Source organism: Synechococcus sp. BO 8801, assembly GCF_002252675.1.
GTDB lineage: Bacteria > Cyanobacteriota > Cyanobacteriia > PCC-6307 > Cyanobiaceae > Cyanobium.
On the sequence record NZ_NQKY01000008.1, the window covers coordinates 46,317 to 60,772 of the forward strand.

The following is a 14,456-nucleotide window of genomic DNA, read 5'->3' on the forward strand; positions in this document are numbered from 1 at the left end:
GCTCCGGCCCCCGTGGCCGCGCCCACCCCGGCGCCGGTGGCGGTTCCTGCCGCCGCCAGCGACGGCCGGGTGGTGGCCACCCCCCGGGCCCGCAAACTGGCGGCCCAGCTCGGTGTGGCCCTGGCCTCCGTTCGGGGCAGCGGCCCCAACGGCCGGATCCAGGCCGAGGACGTGGAGCAGGCCACCGGCCAGCCCGTCAGCGTGCCGCGGGTGGCCGAAGGCACCGCTCCGGCCATGGCCGCCCCGGCCGGCAACGGCGCGGCGGCCGCCCCTGCCGCCCCCGCCGGTCAGTCCTTCGGCCGTGCCGGCGAGACGGTGGCCTTCAACACCCTGCAGCAGGCGGTCGTCCGCAACATGAACGCCAGCCTGGCGGTCCCCTGCTTCCACGTCGGCTACACGATCACCACCGACCGGCTCGACGCCTTCTACAAGCAGGTGAAGGCCAAGGGCGTCACGATGACGGCCCTGCTGGCCAAGGCCGTGGGCGTCACCCTGGCCCGCCATCCCCAGGTGAATGCCTCCGCCAGCGACGCCGGCATGGCCTACCCCGCCTCCGTCAACGTGGCCGTGGCCGTCGCCATGGATGACGGCGGCCTGATCACCCCGGTGCTGGCTGCCGCCGACCGCACCGACCTCTATTCCCTCTCGCGCAACTGGGCCGATCTGGTCGCCCGCTCCCGCTCCAAGCAGCTCAAGCCGGAGGAGTACACCACCGGCACCTTCACCCTCTCCAACCTGGGCATGTTCGGGGTCGATCGCTTCGACGCGATCCTGCCCCCTGGCACCGGCGCCATCCTGGCGGTTGCCGCTTCCCGGCCCGTCGTCGCGGCCCTCAAGGACGGTTCGATCGCGGTGCGGCGCCAGATGCAGGTGAACCTCACTGCCGATCACCGCGTCATCTACGGCACCCATGCCGCCGCCTTCCTCAAGGATCTCGCCGACCTGATCGAGAACCGGCCCGAAAGCCTGGCCCTCTAGGACATCTCCCTTCCGCGTGGTCACCCCCGCCGTGCCGGATCCCGCCGACCTGCGCCTGTCGAGCTACGACTTCGCCCTGCCGCAGGAGCGGATCGCCCAGCGGCCGGTGGAGCCCCGGCACGCCGCGCGGCTGCTGGTGGTGGACCCGGCGGGGGCCGGGCCTGCCCCCCAGGCCCGCCACCTCAGCGCCTGGGATCTGCAGCACGAGCTCAGGCCCGGCGACCTGCTGGTGGTGAACGACACCCGGGTGCTGCGGGCCCGGCTGGAGGCACGGCGGCCCGGCGGCGGTGCGGTGGAGCTGCTGGTGCTCGAGCCCTGGCCGGGCGGGGCGGGGCAGTGGCTGTGCCTGGCGCGGCCCGCCAAGAAGCTGCGGCCCGGTGACCGCCTGGAGGTGGTGGCCGGCGGCCAGCCGCCCCTGACGGTGGCGGTGGTGGGCAGCGATCCCTCCACCGGCGGCCGCATCGTGCAGTTCCCGCCGGAATGCGCCGATGCGGCGGCCCTCGAGCCCCTGCTGGTGCAGTACGGCGCCATCCCCCTGCCGCCCTACATCCACGAACACGACGCCAGCGACAACGAGCGCTATCAGACCCGCTATGCCGCCCGTCCCGGCGCCGTGGCCGCCCCCACCGCCGGCCTGCACCTCAGCGACGAGCTGCTCTCGGCGATCAGGGAGCGGGGTGTCGGGGTGGCCACCACCACCCTGCACGTGGGCCTGGGCACGTTCCGGCCGATCGAAACGGAAGACCTCAGCGCTCTGGAGCTCCACAGCGAATGGGTGGAGGTCAGCCCGGCGCTGGTGGAGGCGGTGGCGGCCTGCCGGGAAGCCGGTGGCCGGGTGATCGCCATCGGCACCACCTCGGTGCGCAGCCTGGAGGCTGTGGCCCAGCTGCACGGCGGCGAGCTCCGGCCCCACACCGGCCCGGTGAACCTGGTGATCCAGCCCGGCTACCGCTTTGCCGTGGTGCAGGGCCTGCTCACCAACTTCCACCTGCCGAAGAGCTCGCTGCTGCTGCTGGTGAGTGCCCTGATCGGCCGCGAGCGCCTGCTGGCCCTCTACGGCGAGGCGATCGAGCGCCAGTACCGCTTCTTCTCCTACGGCGATGCCATGTGGATCGCGCCGGAGGCGGTGCTGCCAGGGGCCAGGCCAGCCTGAAAAAAAGCCCCCGGGGATCCCCGGGGGCTGGTGGTTGGTGCCGAAGCCTGATCAGGCGGCGGCCAGGTTCGCGGCCACGAAGTCCCAGTTGACCAGCTTGTCGAGGTAGGTGGTCATGTAGTCGGGACGGCGGTTCTGGTAGTCGAGGTAGTAGGCGTGCTCCCACACATCCATGGTGAGCAGGGCCTTCTGACCATGGGCCAGGGGCAGATCGGCGTTGGCGGTCTTGGTGATCTTCAGGGTGCCGCCATCGAGCACCAGCCAGGCCCAGCCGCTGCCGAACTGGGTGGCACCGGCCGCCTTGAACTGCTCGACGAAGGCGTCGAAGCTGCCGAAGTCGGCGGCGATCTTCTCGGCCAGGGCGCCGGTGGGGGCGCCGCCGCCACCGGGCTTGATGCACTGCCAGTAGAAGCTGTGGTTCCAGACCTGGGCGGCGTTGTTGAACACGCCCGCCTTGGAGGCATCACCGGCCACCGCCAGGATCACCTCTTCGAGGCTCTTGCCCTCGAGCTCGCCACCCTCGATCAGCTTGTTGAGGTTGGTGACGTAGGCGGCGTGGTGCTTTCCGTGGTGGAACTCGAGGGTCTGCCGGGAAATGTGGGGCTCGAGTGCGTCGAGGCCGTAGGGCAGTTCGGGCAGCTGGTGAGCCATGGGAGAGGGTTGGGGTTACGCGGCATTGTAACGATCGTCACCCGAATCCAGGCTGCCCGGGGCAGGGGCTCAGCCCTTGACCTCCAGCAGTTCCACCTCGAACACCAGGGTGGCGTTGGGGGGAATCACGCCACCGGCGCCACGCTCGCCGTAGGCCAGATCGGGGGGGATGACCAGCTTGCGCTTGCCGCCCACCTTCATGCCGGCGACGCCCTCGTCCCAGCCCCGGATCACCCGGCCGGCGCCGAGGGGGAAGGAGAAGGGGCCGCGGCCGTAGCTGCTGTCGAACTCCTTGCCGTTGGTGAGGGTGCCGCGGTAGTTGACCACCACGGTCTGGCCGCTTTTGGCCTCGGCGCCCTCGCCCATGGCCAGGTCGGTGATGCGCAGGCCGCTGGGGGTGGTGCGTTCGGTGGGGGAGACGAGCTCGCCGCCCAAGGCCGCGGCCCCGCTGGAGGCCAGATCGGCGCTGGAGGAATCGGGGGCCATGGTGAACAGGGTGGGGTTGGGGACGTCGGGGTCGAGTTCGAGCGGGGCCGCCACGGCCTGCTTCGCCGCCGGTGCGGGGTTGGCCTGGGGCGCGGTGGCGGGGCCGGAACGGGCCAGGGCCTGCTGGACGCCGGCCTCGGCCGGGGCCGGTGCGGCGGCCTCCACCTGGGAGGGCGACACCAGCTGGCTGACGAAGGCCAGCATCAGACAGGCCACGCAGACGAACGAACTGATCAGGATGTCGCGCATGCGGAAGGACCCGGATGGGGGGATTCTGCCAGTGCGATCAGTCGTTCCCTTCGCCGTTCGCCTGCCGCTGCCGCAGGGCCTGCTCCAGCCGGTCGATGCGACCGCGCAGTTCGTCGAGTTCACGCTGCCGGGCCAGGCCCAGGTCCTGCAGCAGCTGGTCACGGTTGCGCTCCAGCTGGCGTTCGGCCTGCTGTTCCACCTCCGGCGTCTCGCCCCGCAGGGCGCGCATGACGTCCTCCACCAGGGCGGAGGCGTGGCTGGGGTCGAGGCGGCCGCTGCTCACCCATTCCTGGCTGACGTACTTGAGCCGGTCGGCCACCAGCGAGGTGGTGCCGAGGCCGCGCAGCAGCAGCATCTGCAGCAGATTGCCCTGGTCCATGAAAGAGGTTTCCTTGGGGAAACGGCGTGACTCTTCCCTGACCTTGGCGCCTCCTGCGCCCGGCGACCATGGGCAATGACCGGCGTGCCGGCTGGGTCGCCGCCGCAGCCGGTGGGCTGCTGGCGGGGGCGGCCCTGCCGCCGGTGGGCTGGCCCTGGCTGCTCTGGCCCGCCGTGGTGCTGCTCTGGTCCCTGACGGAGAGTCGCATCGGCAGCGTCTCGGCGCCGCGGCGGTTCCGGCGCGGCGGGCTGTGGGGGCTGGCGGCGGTGCTGGTGAGCCATCGCTGGCTGCTCTGGCTCCACCCCCTCGACTGGATCGGGGTGCCGGGCCCCCTGAGCCTGCCCATCTGCCTGGCGCTGTGGCTGGCCATCGGCCTGGCCGGTGCCCTGCTGGTGGGGGCCTGGACGGCCCTGGTGGGTCGGCTTGATCCCGCACGACCCAGCACGGCCCTGCTGGCGGCGGCCCTCTGGGGCCTGAGCGAGGTGCTGCTGGCCAAGGGTCCCCTGTTCTGGCTGGGGCTGGGGGCGGCGGCCCTGCCGGGGGACCGGGCCCTGGCCGGCCTGGCGGCCCTTGGGGGAGCCGGGTTCCTGGCGGCGCTGCAGCTGCTGATCGGCTGGGGCCTCTGGCGGGCGCTGCGGGCCCTGCCCGCCCAGCGGGCCCGCTGGCTGCTGGTCACGCTGGCCCTGGTGGCCACCTGCCACCTGGCCGGTCTGGCCCTGCTGGCCCAGGCCGGGGCCGAGGGCCATCGCGATGGTGATGGCCGTGGCGATGGTGGCAGGACTGAGCGCTGGCTGGTGCTGCAGCCCGCCATCCCCACCCGGGAGAAGTTCGAGGCCGACCAGCAGCGCCGGCTGCTGCAGCGGCTGGCCTTCGCCCAGCGCCAGGCGGCCGCGGCCGAACCACCGGTGCAGGGGGTGCTGCTGCCCGAAGGATCCCTGGCCCTCGGCCAGCTCCTGCCGGAGGCGGCGCCGGTGGAGGTGCTCAGCGGCGGCTTCCGCCGCGAGGGCCTGGAGCTGCGCAGCAGCCTGCTGCGCTTCGAGCCCGACCAGCGCCAGGCCGGCGGCTGGGTGGACAAGCACCGGGTCGTGCCCCTGGGCGAATGGGTGCCCCTGGCGAGCCTGTGGCGCTGGAGCGGTCTTTCGGCGGTGGGGGGGATTGAACCGGGGACAGCCTCCCGGCTGCTGTCGCGGCCGGGGGGGGATGTGGCCGTGGCCATCTGCTACGAGCTCTCCGATGGGGCGGCCCTGGCCGCCGCCACCCGCCAGGGGGCCCGCTGGCTGCTGGCCAGCGCCAACCTCGATCCCTACCCCCTGCAGTTGCAGGGGCAGTTCGCCGCCCTGGCCCAGCTGCGCGCCATCGAGACCGGCCGCTGGCTGGTGAGTTCCGCCAACACCGGCCCGAGCCTGCTGGTGGACGCCGGCGGACAGGTGCTGGAGACGCTGCCCCCGGGCCGCCCCGCCACCGGCCTGCTCACCGTGCAGCAGCGCTCAACGCTCACCCCCTACGACCGCTGGGGCGAGAAGCCCCTGATCGGCCTCGCCCTGCTGGCGGGGGCCTGGCGCTGGATCGCCACGACCGCCAGCGGCGTCATGGCGACGGCGGTGGGTGGGGCGCCGCGGGGTCCTGGGGTGGGGCGGTGAAGGCGATGCCGCGGGACTGGAACGCCCGCAGGATGCCCAGATTGATGGCTTGCTGCAGGTCCAGAAATACCCCCACGTTGCTGTCTGGAACGAAGAACACGAACTGAAACTCCAGAGCGTCGTCAACGAAGCGGGTGAAGTGGCAGCGGTCGAACGTGGCCGGCGGATGGGCCTGGACGACGTTTTCCACGAGCCCTGGAATGGCGGCGGCTTGCTCCGCCGGCAGTTGGTCGGACACCAGAAGCGTGTGGGCGGCCCGGCGCCGGGGCAGATCACCGAAGTTGCGGATCGTCTTCTGAAGCAGCTCCTCGTTGCCGATCACGATCCGCTCTCCGCCCAGGCTGCGGATGGAAGACGAGCGGATTCCCACCCGCTCCACCGGCCCGAGGACATCGGCGAATCCGATCAGATCGCCGATCTGGAAAGGCTTGTCGATGACGATGGTGAGGTAGCTGAGGAAGTGGCTCAATGGCCCCCGCAGGGCCAGTCCAAGCCCGATGCCGGCACCCGCCAGTGAGGCGTAGATGGCGCCGAGTGGGACCCCCTGCTTCTGAAGAAACACCAGGCTCCCGAGCCCCCAGAAGAGGGCCCGGATCATTGGAGCCAGGGCCCTGAGGGTGCTGGTCTGCTCCTCCCTGCCCAGGCGCTGCAGAGACCGTTCCAGCAGCAGGAGCAGGCTGCGGTTGATCAGCCGCACCACCAGCACCACCGCCACCAGCAGGGCGGCGCCCTCCACCAGCCGATCGGGTCCCGGATCGATCCGCAGCACCTCCCAGCCGCGCACCAAGGAGCGCCAGCCCCAGACCACCATGGCCAGATAACCCAGCGAGGCCAGGCTGCGCAACAGCAGGGGAGCGATCAGTCCGTCCGGCAGGGTGTCCGGTCTGGGAACGGCACGCCGCAGCCAGCGGCTCAGTAACCGCACCAGAAGCCACACGCCCAGCGAACCCATCAAAACCCTGGCGAGGGCCATGAGCAGGGCGAATCCCGCGGCCTGCATCGATGGGTTCAAGAGCGGGTCCATCAGTCCAAGCAAGGATTCTGATCGGCTGATGTCCATCACCACATTGCCTTGGCGCTCGCGCAGGCTCAGGCTTCCCCGTCCGACGACGAAGCTGGCGGCGATGCTGGCGGTGGGGTCAGCCGACTCAACAAGGCGTCGGTGATGGCGAGGGGGAAGGTTACGTTGATGCTTTCGTTGCGCAGATGCAGATCTCTCTGGGGGAACGGAATGGTCAATTCGTGACGGCGCAGGATTGCTTCGATGCGGAAGTTGAGCTCGCTGCGGATCTCGTACTGTCGCCGGGGCTGGTTGATCCAGACCAGCAACTGAAAATCCAGGGAACTCTCCCCGAAGCCCTTGAAGAACACCTGGGGTGATGGGGTTGCCAGGATGTCGGAGACATCCTGGCAGGCCTCCAGCAGGGCCTCACGCACCACCTGGCAATCAGAACCGTAGGCCACTCCCACCGGAATCTTGAGACGTGCCACTGAACTCCCGTGGCTCCAGTTGACGACCCGGGACTCAAGAAACTCCACATTCGGAACGATGATCGAGATGCGGTCGAGGGTCACCACCTCGGTGCTGCGCAGATTGATGCGGGTGACGGTGCCCTGGAGGTCGCCCACTTCGACGAAATCATTCACTTTGATCGGCCGTTCGAACATGATGATCAGGCCACTGATCAGGTTCTTGGCGATCCCCTGCAGGCCAAGCCCCACTCCCACCCCCAGGACGCTGGCGAACAGGGCCAGGGAGGTGAGATCCAGGCCCCACAGCTGCAGCAGCACCAACGTGCCGAGGAACAACAGGCCGTACTGAACGATGAAGGCGATGGCCTCCTGGGAGCCGGGTTCGATGCCCGTGCGCTGCAGGACACGGACCCTGAGCAGGTCCTTGAGCAACGCCACCCCCCGCACCAGCACGAGGAACAGCCCCACCAGGACGACGGCGTCGAGCACGGAATAGCGGCGTCCCCCCAGGGGCAGGAAGGGGGATCCCAGGCTCTCGGTGAGGGCCTCCAGCAGACGGCTTGTCAGCAGCCGGGTGACCGGGAAGAAGCTGGAGATCAAAAGGATCGCGGCCACCCAGAGTCCAAGCCGCAGCACCACCAGTGCCCCATGGAGCAGCCAGTCCTTGGGGCCCAGAGGTTGGCTGCTGCCGGGTTCACTTCCCGACGACTGGGTGAGGGCCGAGGGCAGGTAGCGCCGCCACAGCAGCCACAGGAGCCGCTGCAGCAGGAGTGTTGCCCCAAGGATCCCCAGGGCAAAGGAGATCATGCGAACCACGTGGGCGGGCTGTCGCTCCGACCGTCCCCTGTTGATGGCTGCGGTGAGGCTTTGGCGCCACACCTCAGCCTGGCCCTGCACCGAAAGCCCCTCCTGCGTGTCGCGGCGGGTCACGGTGAGGATCACTTCGTCATCGAGGGTGATCACCGGCAGGTTATGGAGCTCCTGCACCCCGATCCTGGCCGGGCTACGGGTCGCCATCGCCTCCTGCAGCAGACGGTTGGCCCGCTCCACCCGTTGCTCGCTCGAGAAGTCCTTGGAGGTGCTGACCGGGAACAGGCGGATGCCGTCCAACTGGAGGTAGGCCGTGGGTTCCGGCCGCTCCTGGCCAACGGCTCCATGCAAGGGGGCCAGAACGAGCAGAAGGGCGAGGGCCACCAGGGCCAGCAGATGGCTGCCGCGGCGACAGGGCCGGACGCGCCTCGGCCGGGCGGACCTCAGGTGAGCACCGGCAGGGAGCCGTGGCCGGCCGGCCGGGAGACCAGGATCTTGCGCAGCGCCAGGCGGGCGGCCCCATCGGGGTGCTCGGGCTGGCCGATGGGACCGCCTTCCGTGCCCGTGTCGTCGGGCTCCGCCATGGTCCCGGCCCCCTCCAGGGTTTCGTCCTGGGGATCGAGAAGCTCGATCACGGCCTGGCGAACACCCGCCAGGCGCCGCTCCAGCCTCCGCCGTGCCCGCTGCTCCTGCTCCAGCTCCTGCAGCAGCGCCTGCCGCTGGCGTTCGGCGGCCTCCTCGCGCCGGAGGTCCCGCTCCCGCTCGGCCTCCTCCAGGGCGGCCTGCTCCGCTTCGGCGATGGCCAGCTGCTGCCGGATGGCCTCGTGGAAGCGCTCCACTTCCGCTTCCGCCAGGCGCCGGCCCTCAAGGGCCTCGGCCAGCTCGGCCGCGAGCCGTTCCCGCTCCAGCCGGGCCTCCTCCAGCTGGGCCGCCACCTCATGGGCCCTGATGGCGGCGGCGGACTCCAGGTGGCGACGGAAACGGCGCTCCTGCTCCAGTTCCTCCCGCAGGGCGTCGACTTCGCTGGTGGCGGCGGCGATCAGGCTCTGGGCCTGGGCGGTGAGGGCCTCGACCGCCTGGGTGAAGGAGCTGGACATCGGCGTGCGCAGGGGAAGGTGCTGTCCTTGCTCTAAGTCTGCGGGGGGAGGCCTGTCGGTAGCGAAGCGCTCCACCACCGGTGGGGTTCCGCTGGCCTCAGCCGCCGTCGAGGCGCGAACGGCGCAGCAGCACTGAGGGGGTGATGCCGTAGCGCTCCCGAAAGCTGGCAGCGAAGGAGGGCATCTGAACGAAGCCGTGGCGGCGGGCGATGGCGGCCACGGTCTCGCCCGGCTGGGCCCGCAGCAGATCGGCGCGCACCCCGCTCAGCCGCTGGCGCTTCACCCACTGCATGGGGCTGCAGCCGAACCGCCGCTGGAACAGAACCTGCAGGTTGCGCTGCGAGTAGGCGCTGCGCCGACTGAGCTCCGTGGGGGTGATCGGTGTGTGCAGGTTGGCCTGGATCCACTCCAGCAGGTCGTCGAAGGGGCGATCGCCGCGGTGGTCGGGAACAGCCCGATCCCTTCCCTTCAGCGTCTCCGGGCAGACGATCGCGGCCACCAGCCGGAACAGCAGATCTTCCAGCTGGCAGGTCCTGAGTCCTCCCACCGACCGCAGCAGCGGGGCCTCCAGCATCCGCAGGGCCAGGTGGAGATGGCGCAGCAGGTCGGCCTGCTCGGGTGAGGCGCTGCCGTCCACCCGCAGGGTGCGCTCGAAGGCCGGCGCCCGGCCACCGGGGCCGTCGCCGAAGCCGCCCATGGCCAAGGCCGTCTCGGTCAGCCGGCGGCGATCGAGGCAGATCATCACCTCCTCGAAAGTGCCTGTGCTGGCCTTGAAAGCGGCGCCGGGCAGGTAGGCCGCCATCGGGCCGGCCTCGAGCTTCAGCCGCTGGCCGTCGCTGGTCACCTCGCCAACGCCGGACAGGGGCAGGGTGAGGGTCGCGACGGGGGAATCGTCGAAACCGATCTCCAGGGGGGAGTGGCGGCTGCAGGACACCGCGATCTGCCCCACGTGGAGGATGCCGCTGCGATGGAAGAAGCCCCCGCTGCGTTGACTCTCCAGGAAGGCGTTGAGGGGGAAGTCCCGCGCCACCCGATTGAGCAGGGCGTCGGGGTCCCTCACCTCCACCGCCCGTGACTCCAGCAGCGTCAGCGGGGCTGCAGCCGTCATTCGTTGACGATTGAGGCCGTGATCTCGACCGAGGCATCTCCGCACTGCACGATCCGGCCGGTGGGATTGGCCACCAGGCTGCCGAGCACGAGCTGGGGGTCCGCCGGACGGATCTGGCCGGGCTGGATGTTCATGCAGATGATCGTGGTGATCCTCGGGTTCTGGGTGGGGGTGAGGAAAGCGGCTCCCACATAGGCATTGAGCTGGCCCATTTTGGGTGACTGGGCCGGAATCACATAGCTGTAGGCCGCTTCGGTGGTGGTGCGGACGGCGTAGTCGAAGGACGCCGGCAGGGTGATGCCGAAATCCTGCTGGATGTTTGAGACCGTGGCCCGGAAGGCGCCGTTCTTCTGGTAGTAGGTGCGCTGCGCCTCCATCATCCGGGCCACGGCGTTGAGCGCCGCCGTCTGATCAGGGCTCGCCTGCGGCTGCGCCCCTGCCCCGGGACAGGCCATGGCGATGCCGAGGCCCAGGGTGGCGAGCAGCGCCGAGCTGGCGTGGCGGAACAGGGGGGAGGTCATGGGTGAAGGTGCGGAACCAGGGCCGGGGCGTGAACGCAGGCAGGGCCGTGAAGGCAGGCGGCGGTCTGTGCCTCCGCCGCCTCCTGGCCTGGGTCTGATCTTGGGACGGATCAGCGTGCCACGTTTCACACCTTTTCTGACAGGATTCGCGCCGCATTTCTGCGCCGCTGCGACAGTCTTGCCGTCCTGCGTTCATGGGCCGCCGCAGCCTGTGCCAACGAGTGTGTCGAAGGTGATCGATGCGACCCTGAACCCCTCTTTCACGCCCCCACAATGCGGGCCGTGAGCCATCCGCAGGGCCCAGCGAATCCGTGCTTGTTCGAATCCTTGCTCGTGCATCGTCCTGAGGCCTGGAGCTTTCCGGTGCTGGCCGCCCTGCTGATCCTGGCTCTGGGGATGGGGGTGGTGCTGCTGTGGCCCGCTCCCGCCCCGGCGGCGGACCCATGCCCGCCGTCGATGGCCCCCATCCCCAGCGGTCGCTACCGCATCGGCGCGGCGGGCCGCCTGCCGGAGGAGGCGCCGTCGGAGGCGCCGGTGCGGCTGCAGCCCTTCTGCATCGCCCGCACGGAGGTGACCAACCGCGAGTTCGCCGCCTTCGTGGCCGCCACCGGCTACCGCACCCAGGCGGAGCAGCCCCTGCCCCAGGAGCAGTTCCCGGAGCTGTCCGCCGCCGAGCGCCGCCCCGGCTCGGTGGTGTTCCGGCCGGCGTCCCCCGGAGAGCCCCTGGCGGAGCTCAGCTGGTGGCAGTGGGTGCCGGGGGCCGACTGGCGCCACCCCGAGGGCCCCGGCAGTTCCATCGACGACCGTCTCGACCATCCGGTGGTGCAGGTGTCGCTGGCGGATGCGGAGGCCTACGCGGCCTGGGCCGGCGCCGCCCTCCCCAGCGAGGCCCAGTGGGAATTCGCCGCCCGGGGCGGCCTGCGGGATCGGGCCTTCAGCTGGGGCAACACCTGGCGGCCAGGCCAGGCCAACACCTGGCAGGGGGAGTTCCCCGTCAGCAACACCGCCGACGATGGCTTCACCGACACCGCTCCGGTGGGCAGCTTCCCCCCCAATGGCTACGGGCTCCACGACATGACCGGCAATGTCTGGGAGTGGACGGCGGACTGGTACCGGCCCGGCCACGATCGCCTCGCCGGCCAGGACGACCCGGTGCTGGCCGACCCGGCCGCCAGCAGCGACCCGCGGGAGCCCGGGGTGGCCAAGCACGTCATCAAGGGGGGCTCCTTCCTGTGCGCCCCGAACTACTGCAGCCGTTACCGGCCGGCGGCACGGGAGGCCGAAAGCCCCGACACCGGCACCTCCCACATCGGTTTCCGACTCGTTTCCCCTCTACTGACGACCCATGGCTGAACGGCCCCTGTCCCGCCTGAGCGTCGCGCTCGGCCGCCTGCTGCGGCGCCTGGTGCCGGCGTGCCTGGCCCTAGCCCTGGTGGGCTGGTCGTTCAGGGCCGTGCCGGCCCTGGCCCAGCGGATCACCGGCACGCCCGGAGCCCCCAATGCCACCACCACGATCTCCGGCACCCAGCTGCCCGCCCCGGCGCCCCCCTTCGGCGGGGTGATCAAGGACGGGGCGCTGCAGTCGAAGCCCTGGTGGGCGCCCCGTGTGGTGCCGCCCCAAAGCGCGCCCAACGTGCTGCTGATCATCACCGACGACGCCGGTTTCGGCGTGCCCAGCACCTTCGGCGGGGTGATCCCCACCCCGGCCATGGACCGCGTCGCCAAGGCGGGACTCCGGTACAACCGCATGTTCTCCACGGCGCTGTGCTCCCCCACCCGCGCCGCCCTGATCACCGGCCGCAACCACCACTCCGCCGGTTTCGGGGTGGTCTCGGAACAGTCCACCGGCTTCCCCGGCTACAACAGCATCATCGAGCCCGACAAGGCCACGATCGGCCGCCTGCTCAAGGACAACGGCTACTCCACGGCATGGTTCGGCAAGGATCACAACACCCCCGCCTTCCAGGCCAGCCAGAGCGGGCCCTTCGATCAGTGGCCCACCGGCATGGGGTTCGAATACTTCTACGGCTTTGTGGGCGGTGACGCCAACCAGTGGCAGCCCAACCTGTTCCGCAACACCACCCAGATCTATCCCTTTGAGGGAAAGGAGCCCGGCAGCTGGAACCTGGTGACAGAGATGGCCGATGACGCCATCGACTACATGGCGAGGATGCACCAGATCAACCCCAGCAAGCCGCTGTTCATCAAGTACGCCCCCGGGGCCACCCACGCGCCCCACCACCCCACCAAGGAGTGGGTGGAGCGGATCCATGCGATGCATCTGTTTGATGACGGCTACGAGAAACTGAGGGAGCGCATCTTCGCCAACCAGAAGAAGCTCGGCGTGATCCCCAAGGACGCCAAGCTCGATCCCTGGCCCGCCGATGTGATCACCCCCTGGGACAAATTGAGCCCGGAGGCTCAGAAGCTGTTCATCCGTCAGGTGGAGGTGTTCGCCGCCTATGCCGCCTACAGCGACTACGAAATCGGCCGGGTGATCCAGCAGTTCGACGACCTCGGCAAGCTCGACAACACGCTGATCATCTACATCAACGGCGACAACGGCACCAGTGCCGAAGGCGGTCCCCTGGGCACCCCCAATGAAGTGGCCTGGTTCAACGGCCTCAGCAAGCTGCCCGTCGAGGTGCAGATGAAGTTCTACGACGCGTGGGGCACCGAGCTCACCTACAACCACATGTCGGCGGGCTGGTCATGGGCCTTCGATACTCCGTTCAGCTGGTTCAAGCAGAACGCCTCCCGGCTCGGTGGTGTGAACCAGAACATGGTGGTGTCGTGGCCGGCGCGCATCAAGGACAAGGGCGGTCTGCGCGAGCAGTTCGTGCATGTGATCGATGTGGTGCCCACGATCCTCGAGGCGGCCGGCCTGAAGGCGCCGGAGGTGGTGGACGGCTTCCCGCAGAAGCCGATCGAAGGCACCAGTTTCCTATACACCTTCGATGGCAAGAATGCCAAGGTGCCCTCGCGCCACAAGACCCAGTACTTCGAGATGATGGGCCAGTGGGCGCTCTACAACGAGGGCTGGCTGCTGAGCACCAAGGTGAACCGGGCCCCCTGGGATGCCTTCGGCCCGGCGAACCCCGATCCGCTCAACAACCAGACGCTGGAGCTCTACGACCTCAACCGTGACTTCAGCCAGACCACCGACCTGGCGACCCAGAATCCGCAGAAGGTGAAGGAGATGAAGGCGGCGTTCATCGCCGAGGCCAACAAGTACCAGGTGTTCCCGCTCGATGCTTCGGTGGCGGCGCGCATCGTGGCGCCCCGGCCCAACATCACCGCCGGCCGCAGCGAATTCGTCTACACCCATCCAATGGTGGGCCTGCCCCAGGGGGCGTCGCCCATGCTGCTCAACACCTCCTACACCGTCAGCGCCGACATCGAGGTGCCGGCCGGCGGCGCCGAGGGCATGCTGCTCACCTCCGGCGGCCGCTTCGGCGGCTACGGCTTCTACCTTAAGAACAGCAGGCCTGTGTGGGTCTGGAACATGGTCGATCTGGAGCGCCTCAAGTGGGAGGGCACCGAGGCCCTTGCCCCCGGCAAGCACAAGGTGGAGTTCGATTTCGTCTATGACGGCAAGGGGGCCGGCACCCTGGCCTTCAACGACTTCAGTGGCGTCGGCCGCCCGGGCACCGGCACCCTAAAGGTGGACGGCAAGGCGGTGGCCACCAAAACCATGGCCAAGACCCTGCCGATGATCCTGCAGTGGGACGAAAGCTTCGACATCGGCTCCGACACCCTCACCGGCGTCAACGACGCCGACTACCAGCCGCCGTTCCGCTTCACCGGCACCCTCGACAAGCTCACTCTCAAGCTGGATCGGCCCAAGCTGTCGCCGGAGGAGATCAGGAGCCTGGAGGCGGCGATGCGCACGAAGGCGGCGAGTGAGTGAG

Annotated in this window: 13 protein-coding genes; 5 read left to right on the forward strand and 8 right to left on the reverse strand. The window is 69.7% G+C overall.

Going from position 1 to position 14,456, the window contains the following annotated elements; all coding sequences use genetic code 11:
- Together CJZ86_RS08010 and queA are read left to right on the forward strand one after the other, a co-directional pair.
- Positions 1-978, forward strand: a 978-nt coding sequence (locus CJZ86_RS08010; RefSeq protein WP_233133914.1) for a dihydrolipoamide acetyltransferase family protein, incomplete at its 5' end; no start/stop codon positions are given.
- A 31-nt stretch (positions 979-1,009) separates the two neighbouring features.
- Positions 1,010-2,131 carry a tRNA preQ1(34) S-adenosylmethionine ribosyltransferase-isomerase QueA gene (gene queA, locus CJZ86_RS08015; RefSeq protein ID WP_094585513.1) on the forward strand — a complete coding sequence of 374 codons (1,122 nt, stop codon included), beginning with the start codon at positions 1,010-1,012 and terminating at the stop codon, positions 2,129-2,131.
- 51 nt (positions 2,132-2,182) lie between these two features.
- Here queA and CJZ86_RS08020 read toward each other — a convergent pair whose 3' ends face one another.
- The 3 genes from CJZ86_RS08020 to CJZ86_RS08030 form a co-directional block, all read right to left on the reverse strand.
- Positions 2,183-2,782 (reverse strand): superoxide dismutase, encoded by a 600-nt coding sequence (locus CJZ86_RS08020; RefSeq protein ID WP_094585426.1) that lies wholly within the window; start codon positions 2,780-2,782, stop codon positions 2,183-2,185.
- Between the two features lie 69 nt (positions 2,783-2,851).
- On the reverse strand, positions 2,852-3,517 hold the full coding sequence (locus tag CJZ86_RS08025) for an FKBP-type peptidyl-prolyl cis-trans isomerase (RefSeq protein WP_094585427.1): 666 nt from the start codon (positions 3,515-3,517) through the stop codon (positions 2,852-2,854).
- Positions 3,518-3,554: 37 nt separating this feature from the next.
- The gene (locus tag CJZ86_RS08030) at positions 3,555-3,896 is read right to left on the reverse strand and encodes a phasin family protein (RefSeq protein WP_094585428.1); all 342 of its coding nucleotides are present in this window, start codon (positions 3,894-3,896) and stop codon (positions 3,555-3,557) included.
- A gap of 68 nt (positions 3,897-3,964) precedes the next feature.
- On the opposite strand from CJZ86_RS08030, the gene CJZ86_RS08035 reads away from it, so the two are divergent.
- The gene (locus tag CJZ86_RS08035; protein ID WP_094585429.1) at positions 3,965-5,536 is read left to right on the forward strand and encodes an apolipoprotein N-acyltransferase; all 1,572 of its coding nucleotides are present in this window, start codon (positions 3,965-3,967) and stop codon (positions 5,534-5,536) included.
- Here CJZ86_RS08035 and CJZ86_RS08040 read toward each other — a convergent pair.
- The 5 genes from CJZ86_RS08040 to CJZ86_RS08060 all read right to left on the reverse strand — a co-directional run bounded on the left by CJZ86_RS08040 (position 5,484) and on the right by CJZ86_RS08060 (position 10,545).
- On the reverse strand, positions 5,484-6,536 hold the full coding sequence (locus CJZ86_RS08040; RefSeq protein WP_094585430.1) for a mechanosensitive ion channel family protein: 1,053 nt from the start codon (positions 6,534-6,536) through the stop codon (positions 5,484-5,486). The two genes, CJZ86_RS08035 and CJZ86_RS08040, sit on opposite strands and share 53 nt — an antisense overlap.
- An 89-nt stretch (positions 6,537-6,625) precedes the next feature.
- The gene (locus tag CJZ86_RS08045) at positions 6,626-8,203 is read right to left on the reverse strand and encodes a mechanosensitive ion channel family protein (protein ID WP_233133915.1); all 1,578 of its coding nucleotides are present in this window, start codon (positions 8,201-8,203) and stop codon (positions 6,626-6,628) included.
- A gap of 59 nt (positions 8,204-8,262) precedes the next feature.
- A complete protein-coding gene (locus CJZ86_RS08050; protein ID WP_094585432.1) occupies positions 8,263-8,916 on the reverse strand; it encodes a hypothetical protein in 654 nt (217 codons plus the stop codon).
- A 97-nt stretch (positions 8,917-9,013) separates the two neighbouring features.
- Positions 9,014-10,024, reverse strand: a complete 1,011-nt coding sequence (locus CJZ86_RS08055; protein WP_094585433.1) for a helix-turn-helix domain-containing protein — start codon at positions 10,022-10,024, stop codon at positions 9,014-9,016.
- Positions 10,021-10,545 carry a type IV pilin-like G/H family protein gene (locus CJZ86_RS08060; RefSeq protein ID WP_094585434.1) on the reverse strand — a complete coding sequence of 175 codons (525 nt, stop codon included), beginning with the start codon at positions 10,543-10,545 and terminating at the stop codon, positions 10,021-10,023. The genes CJZ86_RS08055 and CJZ86_RS08060 overlap by 4 nt, the downstream gene beginning before the upstream one ends.
- A 333-nt stretch (positions 10,546-10,878) precedes the next feature.
- Here CJZ86_RS08060 and CJZ86_RS08065 point away from each other — a divergent pair, with 333 nt between their 5' ends.
- Together CJZ86_RS08065 and CJZ86_RS08070 are read left to right on the forward strand one after the other, a co-directional pair.
- On the forward strand, positions 10,879-11,898 hold the full coding sequence (locus CJZ86_RS08065) for a formylglycine-generating enzyme family protein (RefSeq protein ID WP_502690427.1): 1,020 nt from the start codon (positions 10,879-10,881) through the stop codon (positions 11,896-11,898).
- On the forward strand, positions 11,891-14,455 hold the full coding sequence (locus CJZ86_RS08070; RefSeq protein WP_198960102.1) for an arylsulfatase: 2,565 nt from the start codon (positions 11,891-11,893) through the stop codon (positions 14,453-14,455). The genes CJZ86_RS08065 and CJZ86_RS08070 overlap by 8 nt, the downstream gene beginning before the upstream one ends.
- The last annotated feature ends 1 nt before the right edge of the window (position 14,456 follow it).

Excerpts from the sequence above, each read along its gene's own strand:
- CJZ86_RS08020 (WP_094585426.1), bottom strand. The coding sequence starts at position 2,782 with ATGGCTCACCAGCTGCCCGAACTGCCCTACGGCCTCGACGCACTCGAG.
- CJZ86_RS08025 (WP_094585427.1), bottom strand. The coding sequence starts at position 3,517 with ATGCGCGACATCCTGATCAGTTCGTTCGTCTGCGTGGCCTGTCTGATG.
- CJZ86_RS08030 (WP_094585428.1), bottom strand. The coding sequence starts at position 3,896 with ATGGACCAGGGCAATCTGCTGCAGATGCTGCTGCTGCGCGGCCTCGGC.
- CJZ86_RS08035 (WP_094585429.1), top strand. The coding sequence starts at position 3,965 with ATGGGCAATGACCGGCGTGCCGGCTGGGTCGCCGCCGCAGCCGGTGGG.
- CJZ86_RS08040 (WP_094585430.1), bottom strand. The coding sequence starts at position 6,536 with ATGCAGGCCGCGGGATTCGCCCTGCTCATGGCCCTCGCCAGGGTTTTG.
- CJZ86_RS08050 (WP_094585432.1), bottom strand. The coding sequence starts at position 8,916 with ATGTCCAGCTCCTTCACCCAGGCGGTCGAGGCCCTCACCGCCCAGGCC.
- CJZ86_RS08055 (WP_094585433.1), bottom strand. The coding sequence starts at position 10,024 with ATGACGGCTGCAGCCCCGCTGACGCTGCTGGAGTCACGGGCGGTGGAG.
- CJZ86_RS08060 (WP_094585434.1), bottom strand. The coding sequence starts at position 10,545 with ATGACCTCCCCCCTGTTCCGCCACGCCAGCTCGGCGCTGCTCGCCACC.
- CJZ86_RS08070 (WP_198960102.1), top strand. The coding sequence starts at position 11,891 with ATGGCTGAACGGCCCCTGTCCCGCCTGAGCGTCGCGCTCGGCCGCCTG.